The organism is Caulobacter vibrioides (genome assembly GCF_002858865.1).
Taxonomy (GTDB): domain Bacteria; phylum Pseudomonadota; class Alphaproteobacteria; order Caulobacterales; family Caulobacteraceae; genus Caulobacter; species Caulobacter vibrioides.
Map to the genome: position 1 here is coordinate 101,645 of NZ_PJRR01000009.1, position 22,271 is coordinate 123,915.

The following is a 22,271-nucleotide window of genomic DNA, read 5'->3' on the forward strand; positions in this document are numbered from 1 at the left end:
TTGAAGGAAAGGGGTCAGGCGGGGGCGCCGGCGACGCGGTCACGGACCAGGAAGGTCGCGGCGGCGGCCAGCGCGAAAGACAAGGCGCCCAGCACCAGGGCGAAGATCGATTGATTGCCGAAGAAGGTCTTCAGCATCAGTCCCAGCAGCGTGGCGGCCAGCAGCTGCGGAACGACGATGAACACATTGAAGATGCCCATATAGACGCCCATCTTCCGCGCCGGCAGCGCCCCGGCCAGGATCGAGTACGGGGCCGACAGGATCGAGCTCCAGGCGAAGCCGACGCCCACCATGCCGATCCACAGCAGGCCAGGATCGCGGATCACCAGGAACGACAAGAGGCCCAGCGCGCCAAGGCCCAGGCACACCGCATGGCTGACGCGACGGCTGGTGACCTTGACCATCAGCGGGATCACCAGCGCGGCGAGCGCCGCAACACCGTTGTAGACGGCGAACAGTACGCCGACCCAGTCGGCGCCCTCGTTATAGGCCTTCGAAGACGCGTCGACCGCGCCGAAGTGGATCGTCGCCACGGCGGGCGTCGTGTAGATCCACATGGCGAACAGGCCAAACCATGAGAAGAACTGCACCACCGCCAGCTGGCGCATGGTCTTGGGCATGCGGAAGACGTCGGCCAGCACTTCGGAGAAGCCGTTGTCGGTGCGCCCGATCCGCTTGAGCCAGGCCCCCGCCACGCCCGCGAGACCGAAAGCGAACAGCAGACCGGCCAGGACGTAGAGCTCCTTCTCCAGGCCCGCACCCCAGACAATGAGCGCCAGGGCCGCTCCCAGGAGAACGCCGCCGACGCCCAAGGCGATGTAGGCGTTGACCGACGGCTCGGGCTCCTCATGCAGGCCCAGCCCGGCGATCTCGCGCTCGGCTTTCTCGAAGGCGGTGAGTTGCTCGGGGCTGTACTCGCGGGTGGTGAACACCGTCCACAGCACCGCCAGCAGCAGGCCGGCGCCGCCGGTGTAGAAGGCGATCCGCACCGAGTCCGGCACCTGGCCGGCGGGCGCGGTGTTGGCCACGTCGAACCAGTTGGTCAGCATCCACGGCAGGGCCGAGGCGAACACCGCGCCCAGCCCGATGAAGAAGCTCTGCATGGCGTAGCCGGTGGCGCGCTGCTCGTCAGGCAGGTTGTCGCCGACAAAGGCGCGGAACGGCTCCATGGTGATGTTGATCGAGGCGTCCATGATCCACAGCGCCGCCGCCGCCACCCACAGCGTGGGCGAGTTGGGCATGACCAGCAGGGCCAGGGTCGTCAGGATCGCGCCCCAGAAGAAGTAGGGGCGACGACGCCCGAACCTCCCCCAGGTCTTGTCGCTGAAATGACCGATAATGGGCTGAACCAGCAGGCCGGTGGCCGGCGCGGCGATCCACAGGATGGCCAGGTGGTTCACATCCACGCCGAGAGACTGGAAGATGCGGCTGGTGTTGGCGTTCTGCAGGCCGAAACCGATCTGGATTCCGAAGAAGCCAAAGCACATGTTCCAGATCTGCAGGAAACTGAGCCTTTGCCTGGCCATCGATCCTCCGCCACTCCGACCACCGGCTGGCCCGGCTGGTTCGCAAAATTTTTCATCTCGCTTTGCAGGCGGCATTTGCGCACGCGCGGACGCCACACGCAACGTAAAATGCATGATTGCTTGACCAATTTCGGCACGATGCGCTTTGACTGACCCAGTGATCCGACTTAGCACCACAAGGGAGAACGGCGACTCTTTGCAAGAGTTTTCAAAGATGAATTTCGATCCGAAGCCGCCGCCCTGCTCTTGCAAAGCCGGACAAACCGCGCCTTATGGGGCTCTGAAAAAATTTGCAGAAATCTTTGCATTAGGGGCGAGTTCGGGGTGAGCAAGGGCGCGACGCGACTGGAAGACCTGGCCAAGTTGGCGGGCGTTTCGATCTCGACCGCCTCGCGCGCCCTCAACGACAGTCCGGCGGTCAACAAGCGCACCAAGCAGCTGATCTGGAAGCTGGCGCGCGAGATGGACTACCCGTTCCGTCGCTACATGCCCGCCGGCCCGATCGGCGCGGAGGCGACCATCGCCATCGTCACCCCGCGCCCCCAGGGCCGGGGCAGCAGCATGTCGGACCCGTTCTTCCTGGAACTGTTGGCCGGCGTCGGCGAGGCGGCTCGCGAGCGGGGTTGCGACGTGATCCTCTCCCACATCGCGCCGACCAATTTCGACGACCTGTCCGAGGCCATGACCACCAGCCGGGCCGAGGGCGTGATCTTCCTGGGCCAGAGCTCGCTGCACGCGGCGTTCAACCGCTTGGCCGAAACGGAGAACCGGTTTGTCGTCTGGGGCGCGCAACTGCCTGACCAGAACTACTGCTCGGTCGGATCGGACAACGTCATGGGCGGGCGTCGCGCGACGCTTCACCTGCAGCGCCTGGGCCGCAAGCGCATCGTCTTCCTGGGCGATACCGAAGCCCCCGAAGCCATGCAGCGCCATCGCGGCTATCTCGACGCGCTCGAGCACGCCAAGCTGGGCATAGATCCCGACCTGATCGTCCCGGCCCACTTCGAGGTCGAGTCGGCCGAAGCCGCAGTCGACAGCCTGATCCATCACGGCATCACGTTCGACGGCGTCGTCGCCGCCTCGGACCTGATCGCCCTGGGCGCGATCCGCGCCCTGAAGCATGCGGGCCTCTCGGTTCCGGGCGACGTTTCGGTGATCGGCTTCGACAATGTGCCGTTCAGCCGCTACGCCAGCCCGGCCCTGTCGACCATCGCTCAGGACACGACCAAGGCCGGCAAGCTGATGGTCTCCAAGCTGCTCGACAGCGGCGAGCGCGCCAGCCGGTCCGAGCGCGTGCCAACGGATCTGATCATTCGGGAAAGCTGCGGGGGCTAGCCCCGCCGCGCGATCAGCCCCGCGCACGCCGGCATCTGCCCCTCACCGCCCAGGTTGACGCCGTCGATCAGCGTCCAGCCATCGGGCAGCGACCATGCGACCGGCTCAAAGCCCAGGTTGAACGCCAGCAGCACCGCGTCCGCCCCTTCGCCGCGCTGGAAGATCAGCAGCGGGCTGTTGGTGTCGCTGAAGGTGATCGCGCCGGTGCGCAGGGCCGGATAGGCGCGACGCAGGCCGATCAGGCGACGCGCGACGTTCAGCGTCGAGGCCGGATCTGCCTCCTGCGCGTCGACCGCCAGAGGCAGATGTTCCGGATCGACGGGCAGCCAGGGCTCGACGCCAGAGAAGCCGGCGTTCAATGCGCCTGAAACCCACGGCATCGGGGTGCGGGCCCCGTCGCGGCCCAGGGTCTGGGGCCAGTTGGCGATGGCCTCAGGGTCCTGCAGCCGCTCGAACGGCACATGGGCCTGGGGCAGGCCCAGTTCCTCGCCCTGGTAGACGAACACATTGCCCCGCAGGCCCATCAGCAGCAGCAGGCACAGCTCGGCGAAGGCCTTGCGATCGCGCCCCTCGGCCCAGCGCGACACCGCGCGCGGGGCGTCGTGGTTGGAGAAGGTCCAGGACGGCCAGCCCTCGCCCGCCTCGCCCGGCCACATGGCCGCGCCCTGCGGGATCATCTCGCCGATCAGCTTGTCGGCGTAGAGATAGAGAAAGCCATAGGCGCTGTTCAGCCGATCCTCGCCGGCCGTGAACAGCTTCATTTCGCGCTCGGCGTGGTCGCCGCCGACTTCCGCCACCGAGAAGCGTCCGCCCGCCGCGTCGGTCAGCGCCCGCAGGCGGCTGAGGAACTTCGGAATATCGGCGTGGCTCTGGTTGTGGATCTTGTCCTGGAAGTCGAACGGCCGCGTGCGCTTGCCGCCCGGCGGCAGGGGCGGGTTATCGGTCAGCTTCGGATCGTGCATCGAGAAGTTGATGGCGTCGAAGCGGAAGCCGTCCACGCCCTTGTCGATCCAGAACTGGGTGACGGCCAGCAGGGCTTCTTGGACCGCCGGATTGTGCAGGTTCAGCTGCGGTTGGCTGCTGAGGAAGTTGTGCATGTAGTACTGGCCGCGCCGGGCGTCCCAGGTCCAAGCGGGACCACCGAACACCGACTGCCAATTGCTGGGCGGGCTGCCGTCGGGCTTGGCGTCGGCCCAGACGAACCAGTCGGCCTTGGCGTTGGACCGGTCCTGCCGGCTCTCGACGAACCAGGGGTGCTCGTCCGAGGTGTGCGAGAACACAAGGTCGATGATGATCTTCAGGCCGAGGTCATGGGCCCGCGCGATCAGGGCGTCGAAATCGGCCAGGGTTCCGAAGATCGGATCCACATCGCAATAGTCCGAGACGTCGTAACCGAAGTCCTTCATCGGCGATGCGAAGAACGGCGACAGCCACACGCCCCCGACGCCCAGCGAGGCGATGTGATCGAGGCGAGCGGTGATCCCCGGCAGGTCACCGACACCGTCGCCGTTCGAGTCGGCGAAGCTGCGCGGATAGACCTGATAGATGACGGCGCCACGCCACCATTCGGCGTTCATCGAGGTCTCCGCATCGGGGCGCTCAAGTAGCTGCACTGTCACGATCGTCCCTCGGAAACGCAAATCATGTAGTCGAACGGCGCCAACTCAACGGCGTAGCTGCCTGGCGCGGCGGCGCTCGAGACGCAGGCGCCGTGCAGGCTCTTCCAAGCCGCAGAGCCCATCTCGACCGGCACGCGCGCCTTGATCGGTTTGTCGCTAGTGTTGAAGACGGCCAGCACCTCGGTTCCCGCCATCAGCCGCGAGAAGGCCAGCAGGCCGGCCTTGCCCTCGGCGATGCGCGTCACCTGACGCCCCTCGCGCAATGCGGGCGTCATGCTCCGCAGCTTGGCGAGCGCGGCGATGCGGCGATAGAGCACGCTGTCCGTCTGGAAGGCGGACCTGGGCCCCTTGGCGCTCGAGCCGACCAGGCGATTGTCGTTGTAGCTGGCCACCTGGCTCGGGAACATGTCCTCGCGGCTGTCGGCATAGTCGCCGTCGCCGGTGAAGCCCTGCTCGTCGCCATAGTAGATCGTCGGCACGCCGCGCGCGGTCAGCATGATGGCGTTGGCCAGGGTGACCCGCGCCAGAAGCGCGTCATCGCCGATTTTCGGATGGGCCTTCAGCACGAAGTGACCGATGCGGCCCATGTCGTGATTGCCCAGAAAGGTGGGCAGCTGGCGCGCCGTGGCCTCGCCGCCCTCATAGACGGCGTCCCCGGCGAAGACACTGGCCAGCCGGTCGGGTCCGGCGCGGCCAAGCGCGACATCGGTCACCGCCGCCTGGAAGGCGAAGTCCAGCACCGTCGGCAGCTTGTCGACCTTCACATGCCGCGCCAGCGTGGCGACGTCGGCGTCGAAGACCTCGCCGAAGATGTGGAAGTTCTCGATACCCTTGGCCTTGGCGCGCGCGAGCATGGCCGGAACAAAGGCCTGCCAGAACTCCGGGTTCACATGGCGAGCGGTGTCGATGCGGTAGCCGTCGATCCCGAACTCGTCGATCCACCGGCCATAGACCTCGATGAACCCTTCGACCACGCGCGGGTGCTCGGTAAAGACGTCATCGAGCGTGGCGAAGTCACCCAGCAGCGAGCTCTCGCCGGCGAAGGTGCTGTCACCGCGATTGTGATAGTAGATCGGATCGTTGAGCCAGGCGGGCGTCTTGGCGCGTTCCTGGCCGGGCGGGACATAGGGCGTATAGGCCCAGTCCGGGCGCTTGAGCTTGCTGAAATCCTTGCCGTCGAAGCCGTCATTGATCGGCGCCCCGTCGACCCCGCCGCGGCGGACATAGGGATAGTCGGAGACGCCGCGATAGGCGCAGCGGTTGTCCGGGCATTCCTTGTACTGAATGACGTCGGCCGTGTGGTTCACGACGATGTCCATATAGACCTTCATGCCGCGCGCATGGGCCGCGTCGACCAGGGCCTTGAAGTCGGCCTTGGTTCCCAGGTGCGGATCCACGTCGGTGAAGTCGGTGATCCAGTAGCCGTGATGCGCGGCCGATTCCTGGCCGGGCGGCCCCTGCACGGCCCGGTTCACGAAGATCGGCGCCAGCCAGACGGCGGTCGCCCCCAGGCCCTGGATATAGTCCAGACGCCGCGTCACACCCTTGAGGTCGCCGCCGTGATAGAAGCCCGCGCGCGCGGGATCAAAGCCGTCGACCAGCGCCCCCAAGGCGGGGCCGCCGTGATCATTGGTCGCGTCGCCATTCTCGAAGCGATCGGGCAGGACGAAGTAGATCACCTCGTCCTGGGGCTTGCGCTGAAGGTAGGGATCGGGAGCCGCCGCGGCGGCCGTCGTCATGGCGCCCATGCCGAGCGCGCTCACGGCCGTCATGGCCAGCAGCGTCCGCCGCCAAGGCGTCAAGGCCGACATCGCTCCCCTCCCCTCAATGCGCGCCCCGACTTGCGAGCAGCATTGCAATTCTTTGCAAGAATTTGCAGCCCGATTGGCAACCTGTCAATCCGTCAACTTGGGGGGATTTGCGCACTTAGCGCCCACAGGCATGGGTGATAAGTGGCGCAAAGAAGACACACATCGCCCGTTTCGAGCCGCCTCGCCGCACCGAACGGTTATGGTTTGCAGATTTTTGTGTTGATTACGGTCCGTTAATTTGCAGTAGTTTGCAGCAACGGCCCGCCGCATGATTTCAACAGCGCAGAGCCGGACAGGGAGGGAACTCGCATGAACACCCAATTTTTGCGCCGTCGCGCCTGGCTGATGGCCGGCGGGGCCACGGGCCTGGCGCTCGCCTTCGCCGTCGCCGGTTCGGCTCAGGCCCAGACCACCACGACCGCTGCGGATGACACCAAGGTCGAGGAAGTCGTCATCACCGGCATTCGCGCCGGCCTCGAAAACTCGATCGCGCTCAAGAAGCAATCGACCTCGATCGTCGAAGCCATTTCGGCCGAAGACATCGGCAAGCTGCCGGACACCTCGATCGCCGAGTCGCTGGCTCGCCTGCCCGGCCTGACCGCCCAGCGCCTCGACGGCCGCGCCCAGGTCATCTCGATCCGCGGCCTTGGCCCGGACTTCACCTCGACCCTGCTGAACGGTCGCGAACAGGTTTCGACCGGCGACAACCGCGGCGTCGAGTTCGACCAGTATCCGTCGGAAATCCTCTCGGGCGTGGTGGTCTACAAGACCCCGGACGCCGGCCTGATCGGTCAGGGCCTGTCGGGCACCGCCGACCTGCGGACGATCCGCCCACTGACCTACGGCAAGCGCATCCTGTCGGCGAACGCTCGCTATGAAATGAACAGCGAAAAGAAGCTGAACCCGGACGCCAAGGACACGGGGCACCGCTTCAGCGCCACCTACGTCAACCAGTTCGCGAACGACACGGTTGGCCTGGCACTGGCCATTTCGGACATCTCGACCCCGACCCAGAGCAAGCGCTTCAACGCCTGGGGCTATCCGACCATCAACGCGGCCAATGATCGCGTGATCGGCGGCGCCAAGCCCTACATCCAGTCGAACAACCTCGAGCGTTTCGGCGCCATCGGCGTCCTCGAGTACAAGCCGAACGACAAGGTCACGACCTCGCTGGACGTCTACTACTCGGAGTTCCAGGAAGAGCAGATCCTGCGTGGCATCGAGCTGCCGCTGCAATGGTCGTCCGCGACGCTGCAGCCGACGCGCACCACCAGCGTCGGCCTGATCACCAACGGCACCTTCTCGGGCGTCAAGGGCGTGATGCGCAACGACCTGAACACGCGCGACACCACCCTGAAGTCGGCCGGCTGGAACCTGAACTACCTGACCGACAATGGCTGGTCGCTGACGACGGACCTGAGCTACTCCTCGGCCGACCGCACTGACGTGATCTTCGAGTCCTACTCGGGCACCGGCCCGAACGGCGTCGGCGCGACCGACACCCTAGGCTTCACGACCACGCCGGGCGCGGGCACGATGTTCGCCTCGACCCTCGACTACACCGACCGCAACCTGTTCAGGCTGACCGACCCGCAGGGTTGGGGCGGCGGCGCCTCCGGCGGTGCTCTGACCCAGGCCGGCTTCTACAACACCCCGTCGATCACCGACGAACTGACGGCCGCCCGGTTCACCGCCAAGCGCGACCTGGAGTGGGGTCCGGTCAAGTCGGTCGAGTTCGGCGTGAACGCCAGCCGTCGCGAGAAGGACAAAGAAGTCCACGAAAGCTTCCTGACCTTCGGCGGCCGTATTGCTGACGGCGCCCCGACCAGCCGCGCGATCCCGCAGGAAGCCATCATCGGCGTCGCCAAGCTGGACCTGATCGGCATCAAGGCCATGCTGGCCTATGACCCGACCTACCTGCTGAAGAACGGCTTCTACACCCTGATCGCCGACGCAAACCCGGCCGTGCAGACCCGCAACTGGTCTGTCCGTGAAGACGTGCAGGTGGCCTACGCCAAGTTCGGCGTCGACTCCCAGGTCGGCTCGATCCCGGTGACCGGCAATTTCGGCCTGCAGGTGGTTCGCACCGACCAGTTCTCGAAGGGCGTCGCGGTCAACCCGTCCGCGCCGGCCAGCCCGACGGTCACCGACGACGGCGCCAAGTACACCTACGCCCTGCCGAGCCTCAACCTGACGTTCGACGCGGGCAACGAGCTGTACATCCGCGTGGGCGCGGCCCGCACCCTGGCCCGGGCCCGGATGGACGAACTGCGCGCCAGCCAGTCGTTCAACCAGAACACCTCGCGCCTGACCTCGACGGATCCGAACAACTCGTACTTCAGCGCCAACGGCGGCAACCCGAACCTGCGGCCCTACATCGCCGACGGCGTCGATGTGGCGGTGGAGAAGTATTTCGGTCGCTCGGCCTACCTGTCGGCCGCCGTGTACCACAAGGAGCTGTCGAACTTCGTCAACTCCAACTCCTCGTCCTACAAGGACTTCTCGGACTATCTGTTCCTGCTGAGCACCGCGCAGCAGGCGCAGCTGGGCACCAAGATCGGCCTGGTCTCGGGTCCCGACAACGGCGACGGCGGCTACATCCGCGGCCTGGAACTGTCGGCCTCGCTGCAGGGCGAACTACTGTGGGAACCGCTGAAGTCCTTCGGCCTGATCATCAGCGGCTCGTTCACCGACAGCAAGGTGACGCTGGAAAAGGGCACCAACCCGATCACCATCCCGGGTCTGTCCAAGACGGTCGTCAACACCACGTTCTACTATGAAAAGAACGGCTTCAACGCCCGGATCAGCAACCGCTATCGCGGCAAGTTCCTGGGTGAAGTCGCCGGCCTGAGCGCCGCGCGCGTCTTCCGCACGGTCGACAAGGAGTCGGTTGTCGACGCCCAGATCGGCTACGAATTCCGCGACGGCCCGATGAACGGTTTGTCCCTGCTGCTGCAGGCCAACAACATCACCAACGAGCCCTTCAAGACTTACGACAACAACGATCAGCGCCAGACGATCGACTATCAGAAGTATGGCGCGACCTACATGGTCGGCGTGTCGTACCGCTTCTAATCCCCAAGCCTCCTCCTGCAGTCTCGGAGCCCCGCCGGATCATTCCGGCGGGGTCTTTTTTATGAGAGCCTCCGAGCAGAGAGGCGGGCCTGGGCAGGACGCGAATGACCGATACGGCGATCAAGGCCGTGACCATCGTGGGCGGAGGAACCGCCGGCTGGATCAGCGCGGCCTTGCTCTCGCGCACGCTGGGTCCTTCTGTCGCCATCACCGTGGTCGAGTCCGACGAGATCGGTATCGTCGGGGTCGGCGAGGCCACCATTCCCGCCATCCGGCTGCTGAACGGCCTGCTGGGCCTGGACGAGAACGACTTCCTCGCGGCCACCCACGGCACGATCAAGCTGGGGATCGAGTTCGTCGACTGGCACACGGTCGGCCAGTCTTACCTCCACGCCTTCGGCCCCATCGGCCGCCCCCTGGGCATGGCGCCGTTCCATCACTACTGGCTACGTCGCCGCCAGGCCGGACATGATGAGAGCCTGTGGGACTATTCCCTCAACGCCCGGGCGGCGAAGGCCGGGCGTTTCGACCGCATCACCCAGGTCTGCGGCGGCTATCTGGAGGGACTCGCCTACGCCTTCCACTTCGACGCCGCGCTCTACGCCCAATACCTGCGCCGCTACAGCGAGGCTCAAGGCGTCACCCGCGTCGAAGGGCGCATTGTCGGGGTCGACCAGGACGCCGAAAGCGGCTTCGTCACGAGCCTGACCCTGCAGGACGGGCGCAAGGTCGGCGGCGAGTTCTTCATCGACTGCTCGGGCTTCCGGGGGCTGCTGATCGAGGAAACCCTGAAAAGCGGCTATGAGGACTGGCGCGCCTGGCTGCCGATGGACAGCGCCATCGCCGTCCCCTGCGCCTCGGTCACGCCCCTCACCCCCTATACCCGCGCCACGGCGCGTGAGGCCGGCTGGCAGTGGCGCATCCCCCTGCAACACCGCACCGGCAACGGCCACGTGTTCTGCAGCGACTATATCGACGCCGCCCGGGCGACCGACGTGCTGATGGCCAATCTGGACGGCGCGCCGCTGGCCGAGCCGAGGCAGCTCCGGTTCACGACGGGCCGGCGCAAGCGGTTCTGGAACCGCAACGTCGTGGCCATGGGCCTGGCCAGCGGTTTCATGGAGCCGCTGGAGTCGACCAGCATCCACCTCGTGCAGTCCGCCCTGAACCGGCTTCTGGCGCTCTTCCCTGATCGCGGCTTCAACCCGATCGAGATCGCCGAGTACAATCGCCAGACGGCCCTGGAGTACGAGTATATCCGCGACTTTCTGGTGCTGCACTACAAGGCCACCACGCGCGAGGACACGCCGTTCTGGCGGGCGGTGCGCCAGATGGACATGCCCGACAGCCTCAAGGCGCGGATCGCGCTCTTCTCCCAGTCGGGTCGCCTGTTCAACCAGGACGACGACCTCTTCAAGGAAGCCAGCTGGATCCAGGTCCTGATCGGCCAAGGCGTTGTCCCTCAGGCGTTCCATCCCCTCACGGGCGTCGTCACCGACGCCCAGCTCGACGAGTATCTGGCCAATCTGCGCCAGATCATGAGCCGGGCGATCGACGCCCTGCCCGCCCATGGCGACTTCATCGCCAAAAACTGCCCCAGCCGGCCTGCGCGCGCCTGACCCGACAGGCGCGAGCGCTCACCCCATCACGGACGCTCCAGGCGCTCGCTGGCCCGCCGGCGCACGGCGCGGAACACGATGGGCAGGAGTTCCCAGCTGAACGCGCCGACGACGAAGCCGAACAGGTAGGTCTCGCGCAACGGCGGCCAGGGAATGAGCGGCAGCGCCACGCGCACCAGAAAGCCCGCCAGGATCATCGCCGAGGCGGCCGCGCAGGCCAGCCGCACCAAAAGGCCGCGCTCGACGACGCCCAGCGCGCCGATCTGCACGCAGCCATAGACGGCCACGCCGCCCAGAGCGCCCACGATCGCGCGCAGGCGATCGGGATCGATGTCCATCGAGGCCTCCTCTAGCCCGGGATCGAGGGAATGACGGCTCAAGGGCGCTCCGGGTCCCGCGTCGCAGCCGCGACAGCGCTCCGGAACAACCCCGCCGTTAAGAAATGTGCCTGGGAGCGGGCGGAGAGTCGACGGGGTGTGATGGAGGGGGCGACCGGTTTTGACGCCGGATCAGGGGAATCTTTGAGTCACGGGCAGAACTGGAACATTTAATGAACATAAAAGATCGAATCCAGCCTTCTGCGGCCGGACAAGCCACTGTTTTGTCGAGAGAATTTAGAAAGTTGGTAGGCCCGGAGGGACTCGAACCCCCAACCAGACCGTTATGAGCGGTCGGCTCTAACCATTGAGCTACAGGCCCGCGCGGAGTTGCGCCGAAGCGCACGCGAGCCGGCGGATTAGCATGAGCCGAACGCGGCTTAAAGCTCCGGTTCAGGTTGGAGCTGTCACGAAGGAACCATAGCCGTGCGGCGACGCTTTCTGCGCCGGACAGCCCCTGGAGAACGATCGATGACCCACACCGCCCGCCGCCTGCCCGCCATCGCCCTGCCCGCCCTGCTGGGTGGCGCGCTGCTGCTGGGCGCCGCCGCTCCGGCGTTGGCGCAAAGCAACGACGCGGCCTTCAAGGCCACCACCTTCAACCTGTCGGCTTCGGGCGAGACCCTGGTGGCGCCGGACATGGCCACGATCAATCTGGGCGTCCAGACCGACGCGGCCACGGCGGCCGAGGCCCTCAAGGCCAACGGCGCGCGGATGAACCAGGTGATGGCCGCCCTGAAGAAGGCCGGGATCGCCGATCGCGACATCCAGACCTCGAACCTGAACCTGAACGCCCAGTACGCCTATGAGCAGAACCAGCCGCCCAAGCTGACCGGCTACCAGGCCTCGAACCAGGTGACGATCACGGTGCGCGACCTGGCCAAGCTGGGCGCGGCGGTCGACGCCACGGTGGGCGCCGGGGCCAATACGGTCAACGGCATCAGCTTTGGCCTCGCCAACCCGCAAGCGGCCGAGGACGCCGCGCGGCTGGAAGCCGTCAAGGCGCTGCAGGCCAAGGCCGAGCTCTATGGCCGCGCGACCGGCTACAAGGCCGTTCGCCTGGTCAATCTGAGCGAAGGCGGCGGCTACTCGCCCGTTCCCCCGCCCATGCCGGTCTTCGCCATGGCCAAGCGCGAGATGGGCGACGCCACCAGCATCGCCGCCGGCGAGCTGAAGGTCCGCATCGACGTCAGCGCCGTCTACGAAGTCAGCAAGTAGCGCATGAAAAAGCCGCCGCCCGGACATCCGGGCGGCGGCTGGTTCTTTGACGTCACCCGGCGGTCGGGATCAGAAGCCGGCCTTCTTGAAGGCCTGCTCGACGCGATCCTTGATCTCCAGGCCCGGCAGGGCGCGATCGCCTTCCATGACAGCCACATAGGTCAGGTTGCGCGCGGGCTTGCCTTCGCCGGTCGGCACCGGGCCGATCGCCCAGCCGACAGTGGCGCCCGGGGCCGTGCCGCTCTCGCAGCTGAAGAAGCGCGCAGGCTTGCCCAGATTGTCCTGCAACAGCTTCTCGGCCGTGGTCACGACCCCATCGCAGGTCGGCAGGTTGCGCGCGCAGGTGATATAGCCGCCGCCGCGCCAGACCATCCGGCCGTTGGCGGCGTCAGCGATAACCACGCAGGTCGAGGCCGAGCCGATCTGGCGACCGATGGACTGGGCCAGCACGGTGTCATCAACGCCGTCCGGCAGCTTGGGCGAACACGCCGCAAGGCCGGCGACAGCGAGAACGACAAGCGCCCCGCGCAGGATCGTGGGGCGCGTCATTGATCAGGCCGCCTTCTTGATAAGGTTGCCCTCGTCTAGCAGGACGACGGTGGGGGCGTAGTTGCGCGCCTCCTCGGCGGGCATCTGGCAGTAGGTGACGACGATCACCAGATCGTTCTTCTGCACCAGACGGGCGGCCGCGCCGTTGACGCCGATGACCTTCGAGCCACGCGGCGCCTCGATGGCGTAGGTAGTGAAACGCGCGCCGTTGGTGATGTTGAGCACGTCGACCTGCTCGTTGGGCAGGATGCCCGAGGCGTCCAGCAGGTCGCGGTCGATCGCGATCGAGCCTTCGTAATCGAGGTCGGCCTGGGTCACCGTGGCGCGGTGCAGCTTGGCCTTCAGCATGGTGAGCAGCATGGCGGGGAAGTTTATCCCTTTGAATGAACTGGAGTCTTCTGGGCCGCCACACACAAGGCCCCAAAACAGGTTCCGCCATATAGCCACGAACCCGCGCGGGTTCAATCGCGCCGCAATCCACCAACAAAGGTTAACAACACGCTCACTTCGCGTTAAGGTTTGAAAGAACGCGGTTCGGTGGGGACTAACATGCGTCATGGAAGAGCGTGGGCGGCGGCGGGTCTCGGCGCCGTGTCACTGGTCGCGGGGGCGACCTGGATCTCGGCGGGCCAGGCCCAGACACGGCCTGACACGGCCGCGCCGGCGCCGGCGTCGCGCCCGGCGATCGCCGCGTTCGTCGCCCGCCCGCGGGGCGCCGTCGACTGGCAGGCGGCGGTGGGCGGCCTTCGCCAGTCGGCGAATGTCGGTGAGAGTCTCGCCGCCAACCTGAACCGCGAGCAGGTCGACAAGACCGCCGTGCCGATCCTGCTGCCGCGCGATCCCAAACTGACGGCCGGGGCGCGGATCTACAGCTTCGGCGACTACTACACGATCACCGCCGACACCCTGGGCGGCGGGGTGTCGCTCAGCGGCACGACGACGACGGTTCCGTCCGGCAAACCGCTGAAGGTCGAGAGCGGCCCCGAAATGCTGACCGTGCAGCGCACCGTCGATGGTCAGTTGGCCAGCTTCGTGCGCTTCGGCGTCCTCTACACCGTCGAGATCCGCTGCGACTCGGCGGGCGATCCGCGCTGCGTCGACGACAACTATGTGCTGGGGCTGGTTGGCAAGACCACGGCCGTGGTGATGGGCAAGGCCGCGCGGCAAGCCGCCGGACTGGGAGGCTGAGATGCGCACCGCTCCCCTCCTGCTGATCGCCGCGCTCGCCCTGGCGCCGCTGGCGGCTTGTGACGACACCTCCAAGCCGGCGGCGGGCGAAACGCCCAAGCCGCCCTCCCCCGAGCCTGGACCGCCGCAGCCCGACGACTCGCCGGCCGATGGCGGCGCCGAGCAGTTGGGCAGCGAACCCATTCCGCCGAGCCCGGATCCCGCGCCACAGCCCGACGGGCCGCCGGCGCCTTCGTCGGCGAGCTTCGATCACGGACCGGCAGGCGCGCTTCCGCCCGGCCAGGGCCCCGGCTATCTGGACCGCACGGTCTGGTCGCCCAACATGTGCTGGCCCCTGGCCGAGGCTGGCTTCCCCAATTCGCAGGTCTATGGCCCCGGCGGCGGCATGGGCCCGCCCGGCAAGCCCAGCCAGTGCGACAGTCTCAACTACACCCTGCCCTGGCGCGACAACTTCTGCGAGGCGCGATCGCGGACCAATCCGATGTGCGCCGGCTCGGGCACGGGTCACCAGGGTCAGGACATTCGGCCGGCCACCTGCAAGAAGAACCAGCATTGGGCCCTCGCCGCCGAGGCCGGGACGATCACCGACATCGGGTCTTACTCGGTGACGCTCGTGGGCCAGGCCGCGCCGCACTACACCTATCGCTATCTGCACCTGCAGATGGCCACCCTGGCCGTGAAGGAAGGCGACAGCGTCGCCAAGGGCCAGCAGCTGGGCAAGGTCTCGAACGACTTTGGCGGCACACCGACGACGATCCACCTGCACTTCGAGATCCGCGCGGGCGTCGCCGGAACCACGACGGACGGCAAGCCGGTGGCGCTGCACACCTTCCTGCCGCCCTATCTGAGCCTAGTCGAGGCCTACCAGCGCAAGCTGAACGGCCAGACTTGTGGTTAGGCGGTAACGTCCTTCAGGAAGGCGGTCATGTCGGTCAGCAGGGTCGCCTTGCGCCGGAACGGGCGCGATAGGGCCAGCACAGCGCCCGCGTGGTCGACGCCGGGATAGTGCCGCTCCTCGACCCTGGCGCCCTTGTCACGCAGGGCGGCGGCCAGCTTGCGGGTGTTGCGCGGATAGACCGTGGTGTCCTTGTCCCCCGTCGCCAGGAAGGCGGCCGGCGCATCGGCGCGAGCGAAACTGACCGGCTGCGTCGCCGCCAGATCGGCCGCGCGCCCGAAGGTCCGCTCCGTGATCGCCCCCTTCAGCGGCAGGAAGTCGTAGGGCCCCGACAGACCTGCGAACGCCCGGACGGCCCCGGGATCGACCCCGACGCCATGCAGGTAACGCGGATCCAGCGCCAGCATGGCCGCGTTGTAAGCCCCCGCCGAATGGCCGATCAGCACGATCCGCTCAGGATCACCGCCCAAGGCTGCGGCGTTGTCCACAGCCCAGCGCACCGCCTTGGCGCAATCATCCAGAAAGTCGGGAAACCGCACCTCGGGGTAAAGCCGATAGTCGGGCGCCAGGGTGAGAAATCCCTGTGCGGCGATCGCGCGCGCGGCCCAGCCATAGTCGCCCCTGCGGCCGCTGTCCCAGGAGCCTCCATAGAAGAACACCGCGACCGGCGCCGGTCCGTGCGCGATCGGCGGCGCATAGATGTCGACGCCGCCGCGCGGGCCGTCCGTGTAGCGCGCGCCTTTCGCCTCACGGCGGGCGGCGTCCTTGGGCGTGACGGTGGCGAAGATCGACAGCGGCGAACACGCCGCCGTCACCGTGGCCGCCAAGGCGGCGAGGCCGGCGCGCCGGCTCACCTTGAGCTCCACCATATTGCCACCTCCTGCGCCCTTTGCGATACGACTACGCCCGGAGCGCGGAGTCGGATGCGAAGACGGGCCATCATGGCGTCCGCTACAGCCTGAAGCCGCCGCCCTCGATCTTGGCGCAGAGCGTCTTGGTGATCTTCACATAGCCCTTGGCCGGATCGCGGAAGTACAGCGGATCCTTGGTCTTGGACGGGTCAAAGCCCTCGTTGACCAGATCGATCTTGCGGTACTTGAAGGTGCCGGTGGTCTCGATCGCCTTTTGCAGCCGCACGAACAGCGGCCGGGCATAGCTGGGCAGCGCCTCGTCGACGTACTTGGCGAACGCCTCAAGATCGAAGTCGCCTTCGGTCACCAGCGAGGCCATGCCCGCCTTGCCGTCGAGGTCGCCCACCTTCACGCCGTAGACATTGACCTCCAGGACCCCCTCGAAGCCGGCGAGCCGCTCAGCCACCTCGGAGGTCGCGACGTTCTCGCCCTTCCAGCGGAAGGTGTCGCCGATGCGATCGATGAAATAGATGTAGCCGTCGTGGTCGACCTTCATCAGGTCGCCGGTGCGGAACCACGCGTCGCCCTTTTCGAAGACGTCGTGCAGCACCTTCTTCTCGGTCGCGGCCTTGTCGGCGTAGCCGGTGAAGTTCGAGCGCGCGTCGCTGCCGATATGGCCAATGCACTCGCCGACCTCTTCGGGCCCAGCCTCGATGCAGCAACCGTCCGCCCCCCGGATGGGGGTCTCGGTCTCGACGTCGAACTTGACGATGCGAATGTTGAACTTCTTGCGCAGATAGCTCGGGATGCGACCGATCGCGCCGCGCTTGCCGTCGAAGTTGAAGAACGAGACATTGCCTTCGGTCGCGCCATAGAACTCCAGCACGTCGCCGACCTTGAAGCGGTCCAGCATGTCGTCCCAAACGTCCGCGCGCAGGCCGTTGCCGAAGATCATGCGGAGCTTGTGGGCGCGTTCCAGCTCGTGTTCGGGCTGGTTGGCGAGATAGCGGCACAGCTCGCCGATATAGACGAACATGGTGCACTGCTCGGCCACGATCTCGGGCCAGAAGTGCGTCGCCGAGAACTTCTTGCGCAGAACGACCGAGCCGCCGTTCAGCAGCGCCGCGCCCAAGGCGCAAAGCCCTCCGGTGGCGTGATAGAGCGGCAGGGTGATGTAGATGCGGTCGGTGTCCTTGGCGCCGGTCGAACCGGCGAACCCGCGCATATAGAGCTGGGCGCGCATGTGTGTGATGCGCGCGGCCTTCGGCAGCCCGGTCGTGCCGCTGGTGTAGATGTAGAGCGCCGTATCGGAGGCGGTCAGCCCCTCCCGGGCGGTCTCACGATCGGGGCGCAACTGGCTGCAGCTCTTGAGCGCCTTCAGCAGGTCGCGCTGGTCATCGTGAACAGGCCCCAGCACCCATTGCTGCATGTGCCGCTCGAGTTGCCCCTTCACGTCCTCGAAGCAGGGCGAGGTCTCAGCGTCGACAATGCAATGCATGGCCTGAGAGATGGTCAGGCAGTGGGCCAGCGCCGCGCCGGTCAGTTGGTTGTTGATCAAGGCGGTTGCGACCCCGACCTTGGTCAGGCCGTACCAGATCGCCAGATACTCGATCCGGTTGGGCATGAAGAGCGCGACGGTCTGACCGCGCGTCAGACCCAGGCCCTTGGCCCAGTGCGCATAGCGGTTCGCCATGGCGTCCAGATCGGCATAGGTGATCGTCTTGCCTTCGAACGTGATGGCCGGACGTGGCCCCCACTTGTCGACGGCGGCCTCGAGATCGTCGCAGATCAAGTTGGGACTATCCGGGGCGATCGTCTTTACACGCTTTAGCGTGCGCGACAGTCCCTTCAGAAACCGGATTTCCCGCTTAATCTTCTGACGCAAACGCATTCGTCTCTCCCTTGGTAGCAACCATTGGAGAGGCCCGCGCGACCGGTCAAGACGCCGCGTGCTGCAATGCAAACCTATCAGTGTTCTTGGAAGAACCCGCCCGGAGAGTCGCGCCAAAGCTTACGCTACGGCGCCCTGGCCGATCTGAGCTGATCTCGGCGGGCGGACTTGCTGCGCGCCCGCCGAGGACGTGTCTCAGCCTGCGGCCAGACGGCGCTGGTCGTCGCGGGCCGCCTTCAGCTTCTCAGCCACGAGGAAGGCCAACTCCAGCGCCTGCTCGCCATTCAGGCGGGGATCGCAGTGGGTGTGGTAGCGGTCGGCCAGGTCCGTCTCCGACACCGCGCGGGCGCCGCCCAGGCACTCGGTGACATTCTGCCCCGTCATCTCCAGGTGTACGCCGCCAGGGTGGACGCCTTCGGCCTGGGCGATCTCCACAAAGCTCTTCACCTCGGACAGGATTCGGTCGAACGGACGGGTCTTGTAGCCGGTCGAGGCCTTCAGCGTGTTGCCGTGCATCGGATCGGTGGCCCAGACGACCGAACGCCCCGCCGACTTGGTCGCCTTCATCAGGCGCGGCAGGCGGTCGGCGATCTTGTCTGAGCCGAAGCGACCATAAAGGGTCAGGCGGCCCGGCTCGTTGTGCGGGTTCAGAACATCGATCAGCCGCAGAAGGTCGTCGCCCTCCATGGTCGGACCGCACTTCAGGCCGATCGGATTCTTCACGCCGCGCATGAACTCGACATGGGCGCCGTCCAGCTGGCGAGTGCGCTCGCCGATCCACAGCAGGTGGGCGCTGGTGTCGTACCAGTCGCCCGAGGTGCTATCGACGCGGGTCATGGCTTCCTCGAAGCCCAGCAGCAGGGCCTCGTGGCTGGTGAAGAACTCAACGCGGCGCAGGTCGGGCTGGGTGTCGGGCGTGACGCCCACGGCCGACATGAAGGTCAGGGCCTCGCTGATCTTCTCCGACAGTTCGCGATAACGCGCGCCCTGCGGGCTGTCGCCGACGAAGCCCAGGGTCCAGCGGTGGATGTTGTAGAGGTCGGCGTAGCCACCACTGGCGAAGGCGCGCAGCAGGTTCAGCGTCGCGGCCGACTGGCCATAGGCCTTCAGCAGGCGGTCGGGGTCGGGAACCCGCTCGGCCTCGTTGAAGTCCATGCCATTGATGATGTCGCCGCGATAGGACGGCAGGGTCACATCGCCCTGGACCTCGATCGGCTCCGACCGGGGCTTGGCGAACTGGCCGGCGATCCGGCCCACCTTCACCACCGGCTTGCCGCCGGCGAAGGTCAGGACCACCGCCATCTGCAGGATCAGGCGGAAGGTGTCGCGGATGTTGTCCGCGTGGAACTCCTTGAAGCTCTCGGCGCAGTCGCCGCCTTGCAGCAGGAACGCCCGGCCCTCAGCCACCTCGCCCAACTGGCTCTTCAGCCGGCGCGCCTCACCGGCGAACACCAGCGGCGGCATCTGGCGAAGGGTTTGCTCGACCCGCTCCACAGCGCCCATGTCCGGATAGTCGGTGGGCAAATGCTTGGCGGGCTTGGCTCTCCAGGCGGCGGGGGTCCAACGGGCGGTCATGTCGAGGCTCGATTACTACAAAGGGCGCGGTAGATACCGCAAATGGAAGGAAAAGGCAAAATCATGCGGCAAGAGGCCCTTGAGCTCCTCCAACGCGAACATTCGTTGTCGCGCTAGGCCCTGAGCGCGCTGGATTTTTGCGCCACGCCGCAAGCGATCGCGGCCAGCGCGCCAAGCGCGAGCCACCACTCCTGCCAGACGCCGAAGCTCAACCCGCCGATCACCAGATAGGAAACGGTCACCGCCGCCGCCATCGCGCCGTCGCGCCGACTTTCGCCCGTCCAGCCGACGATACGGTAAAGGACCCAAGCAAAGAACGCCGCCGCCATCGCCGCTCCCAAGGCTCCCAACTCCAGCCAGAGCTGCAGGGCGGCGTTGTGGGTGTGCAGCGGGATGGCGGGTCCGAAGGTCCGGCTGGCGTCGATGCCCCAGCCACGAAGGGCGTGCTCGACAATCAAATTGCCGGTGAACGCCCAGATATTGAGGCGATGATCCCAAGAGGCCGGCGCGATCATGTACAGCCAGGCGAACAGACCAGAGCGTACGCCCCAAAGCACGACCATCGGCGCGAAGATGAAGAGCGCCGACACGGCCGGAATCAGCCCGCGCACGAACGGTTTGCCGATGACCCGCGTTCCCAGCCAGGCGACGCCGCCGAGGATCAGCGCCGCTATTGGCGCGTCGGCGCCGGTGAGATGCGCGCCCGCCACGATGCACACGGCGATCAGGGCGATCGCAATATTGCGTCCTCGAAAGTTCCAGGCGTCAAGGATTCGGACGCACGGCCAGAACAGCAGGATCGCCGGATAGGTCGCCATGGACACCTTGACCATCGCCAGGTCCGGGCGGATCGGCTCCTCGGTCAGATTGTGCAGGACCTGATAGATCGCCGCCTTGAGCACGCCATCGGCAAAGGTGATCAAGCCTAGGAAGGCCACGCCGACCAGCATCACCCTGCCCGCCAGACGGGCCGAGCGGTGAGACATCTGCGCGAGAGCCGCGACCGCCGCGCCATAGAGCGCCAACTGGAGGACCAGCTTCAAGGCGGTGAACTTCTCGACGTCCTTGTCGCGCTTGAGGTCGGCCAGATGCGGCGCGGCGGGACTCCAATTCAGGCTGATGAGCGCCCATCCGACAAGAATCACGAGCGCCAGCATCGGCAAGAGCGGCGCTCTGGAGCGCACCAGGGTCGGCGCGGCCAGAAGACCGACCAGGCTCAGCACCGCCGCATACCAGAGCGGGATCAGGTAGCCGACGAGCGGCGTCATCACCATCGCGAAGACGGCGAGCGCGCCCAGCCACCGGGTCCGGGGCTCCGGAACGGTCGCTTGGATCATCCCGCTCCGCCGACTTCAGCCGGAACGTACTTCTCCCGCATGGTGACCAGTTCCTCAGCCAGGGTCGGGTGGACGGCGCAAGTGGAATCCCACTGCGGCTTGGTCACGCCCATCTTCACGGCGATCGCGGCCATCTGGATGATCTCGGGCGAGTCGGGACCGACCACATGGACGCCGAGAATGCGCTCATCATCCTGCTTGACCACCAGCTTGATCAGGCACCGCTCCTGGCCGCCATAGAAGGTGACCTTCATCGGTCGGAAGATCGAGCGATAGATGTCGACCTTGCCGAACGCCTGGCGGGCCTCGGCCTCACTCATGCCCACAGCGCCGACCGGCGGCTGGGAGAACACCGCCGAGGCGACCAGGTCATGATCAAAGGTCGTCGGGTTGCCGTAGAACTCGGTCTGGGCGAAGGCCGCGCCCTCGCGGATCGCCACCGGCGTCAGGTTGATCCGGTCGGTGACATCGCCAACCGCCCAAATGCTCTCGACATTGGTCTTGGAGTACTTGTCGACCGCGATCGCGCCCTTGTCGTTCAGCTTCACGCCGGCCTTCTCCAGGCCCAGGCCCTGGACGTAGGGCTCGCGACCGGTGGCGAACATCACCGCCTCGGTCTCGAAGGTCAGGTCGTTGCTGAGCGTGCTCAGCAGCCGGCCGTCTTCCATCTTCTCGATGCTCTTGTGCGAGCAGCCTAGAACCACCTTGATCCCGCGCTTTTCCAGCTCGTCGGCCAGGTGCATCCGCACGTCGTCGTCGAAGCCGCGCAGGATGTTGGCCCCGCGATAGAGCAGCGTCGTCTGGACGCCGAGGCCCGCATAGATGCCCGCGAACTCGACGGCGATATAGCCACCGCCCACGACCAAGACGCTCTTGGGCAGGGTCGGCAGATGGAACGCCTCGTCCGAGGTGATGCCTAGCTCCGCGCCGGGGAAATCGGGACGCACGGGCCGCCCGCCGGTAGCCACCAGGATCTTGCGGGCCGTGTAGGTCCCCGCATCGTCGCTGCCGTCCTTGGGCAGGACTTCCACGGTGTGGGCGTCGACGATCTGGGCGCGACCGTGCAGCAGGTGCGCGCCGGCCTTCTGGAGATTGGTGACGTAGATGCCCGACAGACGCGCGATCTCGACGTCCTTTTCGTGCAGGAAGGTCTTCCAGTCGAAGCGGGCGTCGTCGATCGTCCAGCCATAGCCCTTGGCCGTCTTCAGCTGGCTGGTGACCTCGCTGGCGTAGACCATGAACTTCTTGGGCACGCAGCCGCGCACCACGCACGTGCCGCCGACCCGATACTCCTCGGCCACGGCCACCTTGGCGCCGCTCAGCGCCGCGAGACGCGCGGCCCGCACGCCGCCGGAGCCCGCGCCGATGACGAAGAGATCAAAGTCGTAGTCAGCCATCATCGGCC

Annotated in this window: 16 protein-coding genes, 1 tRNA gene and 3 pseudogenes; 7 read left to right on the plus strand and 13 right to left on the minus strand. The window is 66.4% G+C overall.

The annotated features are described in order from the left end of the window. Positions 1–14: 14 nt before the first annotated feature. Positions 15–1,526 carry an MFS transporter gene (locus tag CVUC_RS05750; protein ID WP_164468149.1) on the minus strand — a complete coding sequence of 504 codons (1,512 nt, stop codon included), beginning with the start codon at positions 1,524–1,526 and terminating at the stop codon, positions 15–17. A 246-nt stretch (positions 1,527–1,772) separates the two neighbouring features. Between CVUC_RS05750 and CVUC_RS05755 the strand changes: the two genes are divergently transcribed. Then, positions 1,773–2,861 (plus strand): LacI family DNA-binding transcriptional regulator, encoded by a 1,089-nt coding sequence (locus CVUC_RS05755; RefSeq protein WP_096033685.1) that lies wholly within the window; start codon positions 1,773–1,775, stop codon positions 2,859–2,861. Here CVUC_RS05755 and CVUC_RS05760 read toward each other — a convergent pair. Continuing rightward, on the minus strand, positions 2,858–4,501 hold the full coding sequence (locus CVUC_RS05760) for an alpha-amylase family glycosyl hydrolase (protein WP_164468150.1): 1,644 nt from the start codon (positions 4,499–4,501) through the stop codon (positions 2,858–2,860). The two genes, CVUC_RS05755 and CVUC_RS05760, sit on opposite strands and share 4 nt — an antisense overlap. Then, positions 4,477–6,291 (minus strand): alpha-amylase family glycosyl hydrolase, encoded by a 1,815-nt coding sequence (locus CVUC_RS05765; protein ID WP_164468151.1) that lies wholly within the window; start codon positions 6,289–6,291, stop codon positions 4,477–4,479. The genes CVUC_RS05760 and CVUC_RS05765 overlap by 25 nt, the downstream gene beginning before the upstream one ends. A 309-nt stretch (positions 6,292–6,600) precedes the next feature. On the opposite strand from CVUC_RS05765, the gene CVUC_RS05770 reads away from it, so the two are divergent. Both CVUC_RS05770 and CVUC_RS05775 read left to right on the plus strand, forming a co-directional pair. Further along, positions 6,601–9,366: a TonB-dependent receptor gene (locus tag CVUC_RS05770; protein WP_096033687.1), complete on the plus strand. Its 2,766-nt coding sequence runs from the start codon at positions 6,601–6,603 to the stop codon at positions 9,364–9,366. Positions 9,367–9,470: 104 nt separating this feature from the next. Beyond that, on the plus strand, positions 9,471–10,985 hold the full coding sequence (locus CVUC_RS05775) for a tryptophan halogenase family protein (protein ID WP_096033688.1): 1,515 nt from the start codon (positions 9,471–9,473) through the stop codon (positions 10,983–10,985). Between the two features lie 26 nt (positions 10,986–11,011). Here the strand turns inward: CVUC_RS05775 and CVUC_RS20320 are convergent. Together CVUC_RS20320 and CVUC_RS20325 are read right to left on the minus strand one after the other, a co-directional pair. Continuing rightward, positions 11,012–11,107: pseudogene (locus CVUC_RS20320) on the minus strand (hypothetical protein); the annotation flags it as partial. After that, positions 11,105–11,365 (minus strand): annotated as a pseudogene (locus tag CVUC_RS20325) (hypothetical protein); the annotation flags it as partial. The pseudogenes CVUC_RS20320 and CVUC_RS20325, both read right to left, overlap by 3 nt. Here CVUC_RS20325 and CVUC_RS20330 point away from each other — a divergent pair. Further along, positions 11,354–11,521: pseudogene (locus tag CVUC_RS20330) on the plus strand (hypothetical protein); the annotation flags it as partial. The pseudogenes CVUC_RS20325 and CVUC_RS20330 sit on opposite strands and share 12 nt — an antisense overlap. 87 nt (positions 11,522–11,608) lie before the next feature. On the opposite strand, the gene CVUC_RS05790 reads toward CVUC_RS20330, so the two are convergent. Further along, a tRNA-Ile gene (locus CVUC_RS05790) sits at positions 11,609–11,684 on the minus strand. 149 nt (positions 11,685–11,833) lie between these two features. On the opposite strand from CVUC_RS05790, the gene CVUC_RS05795 reads away from it, so the two are divergent. Then, complete coding sequence (locus CVUC_RS05795; RefSeq protein ID WP_096033690.1) at positions 11,834–12,580, plus strand: SIMPL domain-containing protein; 747 nt, start codon at positions 11,834–11,836, stop codon at positions 12,578–12,580. Positions 12,581–12,649: 69 nt separating this feature from the next. On the opposite strand, the gene CVUC_RS05800 is transcribed toward CVUC_RS05795, so the two are convergent. Then, complete coding sequence (locus CVUC_RS05800; RefSeq protein WP_012640462.1) at positions 12,650–13,129, minus strand: hypothetical protein; 480 nt, start codon at positions 13,127–13,129, stop codon at positions 12,650–12,652. 3 nt (positions 13,130–13,132) lie between these two features. Next, positions 13,133–13,489, minus strand: coding sequence for an aspartate 1-decarboxylase (gene panD / locus CVUC_RS05805; RefSeq protein ID WP_010920154.1), 357 nt, complete (start codon positions 13,487–13,489; stop codon positions 13,133–13,135). Between the two features lie 177 nt (positions 13,490–13,666). On the opposite strand from panD, the gene CVUC_RS05810 reads away from it, so the two are divergent. Both CVUC_RS05810 and CVUC_RS05815 read left to right on the plus strand, forming a co-directional pair. Then, a complete protein-coding gene (locus CVUC_RS05810; RefSeq protein WP_164468152.1) occupies positions 13,667–14,317 on the plus strand; it encodes a hypothetical protein in 651 nt (216 codons plus the stop codon). A 1-nt stretch (position 14,318) separates the two neighbouring features. After that, positions 14,319–15,215 (plus strand): M23 family metallopeptidase, encoded by an 897-nt coding sequence (locus CVUC_RS05815; RefSeq protein ID WP_096033692.1) that lies wholly within the window; start codon positions 14,319–14,321, stop codon positions 15,213–15,215. Here the strand turns inward: CVUC_RS05815 and CVUC_RS05820 are convergent. The 5 genes from CVUC_RS05820 to gor all read right to left on the minus strand — a co-directional run bounded on the left by CVUC_RS05820 (position 15,212) and on the right by gor (position 22,263). Beyond that, positions 15,212–16,081 (minus strand): alpha/beta hydrolase, encoded by an 870-nt coding sequence (locus CVUC_RS05820; protein ID WP_096033693.1) that lies wholly within the window; start codon positions 16,079–16,081, stop codon positions 15,212–15,214. The genes CVUC_RS05815 and CVUC_RS05820 overlap by 4 nt on opposite strands. Before the next feature lie 82 nt (positions 16,082–16,163). Beyond that, positions 16,164–17,954, minus strand: a complete 1,791-nt coding sequence (locus CVUC_RS05825) for a long-chain-acyl-CoA synthetase (RefSeq protein WP_096033694.1) — start codon at positions 17,952–17,954, stop codon at positions 16,164–16,166. A 195-nt stretch (positions 17,955–18,149) separates the two neighbouring features. Next, a complete protein-coding gene (locus CVUC_RS05830) occupies positions 18,150–19,529 on the minus strand; it encodes a class II 3-deoxy-7-phosphoheptulonate synthase (RefSeq protein ID WP_010920159.1) in 1,380 nt (459 codons plus the stop codon). Positions 19,530–19,642: 113 nt separating this feature from the next. Further along, a complete protein-coding gene (locus CVUC_RS05835) occupies positions 19,643–20,866 on the minus strand; it encodes an O-antigen ligase family protein (protein WP_010920160.1) in 1,224 nt (407 codons plus the stop codon). Further along, the gene (gene gor / locus CVUC_RS05840; RefSeq protein WP_096034787.1) at positions 20,863–22,263 is read right to left on the minus strand and encodes a glutathione-disulfide reductase; all 1,401 of its coding nucleotides are present in this window, start codon (positions 22,261–22,263) and stop codon (positions 20,863–20,865) included. Before gor ends, CVUC_RS05835 begins: the two co-directional genes overlap by 4 nt. Between the last annotated feature and the right edge of the window lie 8 nt (positions 22,264–22,271).

Excerpts from the sequence above, each read along its gene's own strand:
- CVUC_RS05750 (WP_164468149.1), bottom strand. The coding sequence starts at position 1,526 with ATGGCCAGGCAAAGGCTCAGTTTCCTGCAGATCTGGAACATGTGCTTT.
- CVUC_RS05765 (WP_164468151.1), bottom strand. The coding sequence starts at position 6,291 with ATGTCGGCCTTGACGCCTTGGCGGCGGACGCTGCTGGCCATGACGGCC.
- CVUC_RS05770 (WP_096033687.1), top strand. The coding sequence starts at position 6,601 with ATGAACACCCAATTTTTGCGCCGTCGCGCCTGGCTGATGGCCGGCGGG.
- CVUC_RS05775 (WP_096033688.1), top strand. The coding sequence starts at position 9,471 with ATGACCGATACGGCGATCAAGGCCGTGACCATCGTGGGCGGAGGAACC.
- CVUC_RS05795 (WP_096033690.1), top strand. The coding sequence starts at position 11,834 with ATGACCCACACCGCCCGCCGCCTGCCCGCCATCGCCCTGCCCGCCCTG.
- CVUC_RS05800 (WP_012640462.1), bottom strand. The coding sequence starts at position 13,129 with ATGACGCGCCCCACGATCCTGCGCGGGGCGCTTGTCGTTCTCGCTGTC.
- panD (WP_010920154.1), bottom strand. The coding sequence starts at position 13,489 with ATGCTGCTCACCATGCTGAAGGCCAAGCTGCACCGCGCCACGGTGACC.
- CVUC_RS05815 (WP_096033692.1), top strand. The coding sequence starts at position 14,319 with ATGCGCACCGCTCCCCTCCTGCTGATCGCCGCGCTCGCCCTGGCGCCG.
- CVUC_RS05820 (WP_096033693.1), bottom strand. The coding sequence starts at position 16,081 with ATGGTGGAGCTCAAGGTGAGCCGGCGCGCCGGCCTCGCCGCCTTGGCG.
- CVUC_RS05825 (WP_096033694.1), bottom strand. The coding sequence starts at position 17,954 with ATGCGTTTGCGTCAGAAGATTAAGCGGGAAATCCGGTTTCTGAAGGGA.
- CVUC_RS05830 (WP_010920159.1), bottom strand. The coding sequence starts at position 19,529 with ATGACCGCCCGTTGGACCCCCGCCGCCTGGAGAGCCAAGCCCGCCAAG.
- CVUC_RS05835 (WP_010920160.1), bottom strand. The coding sequence starts at position 20,866 with ATGATCCAAGCGACCGTTCCGGAGCCCCGGACCCGGTGGCTGGGCGCG.
- gor (WP_096034787.1), bottom strand. The coding sequence starts at position 22,263 with ATGGCTGACTACGACTTTGATCTCTTCGTCATCGGCGCGGGCTCCGGC.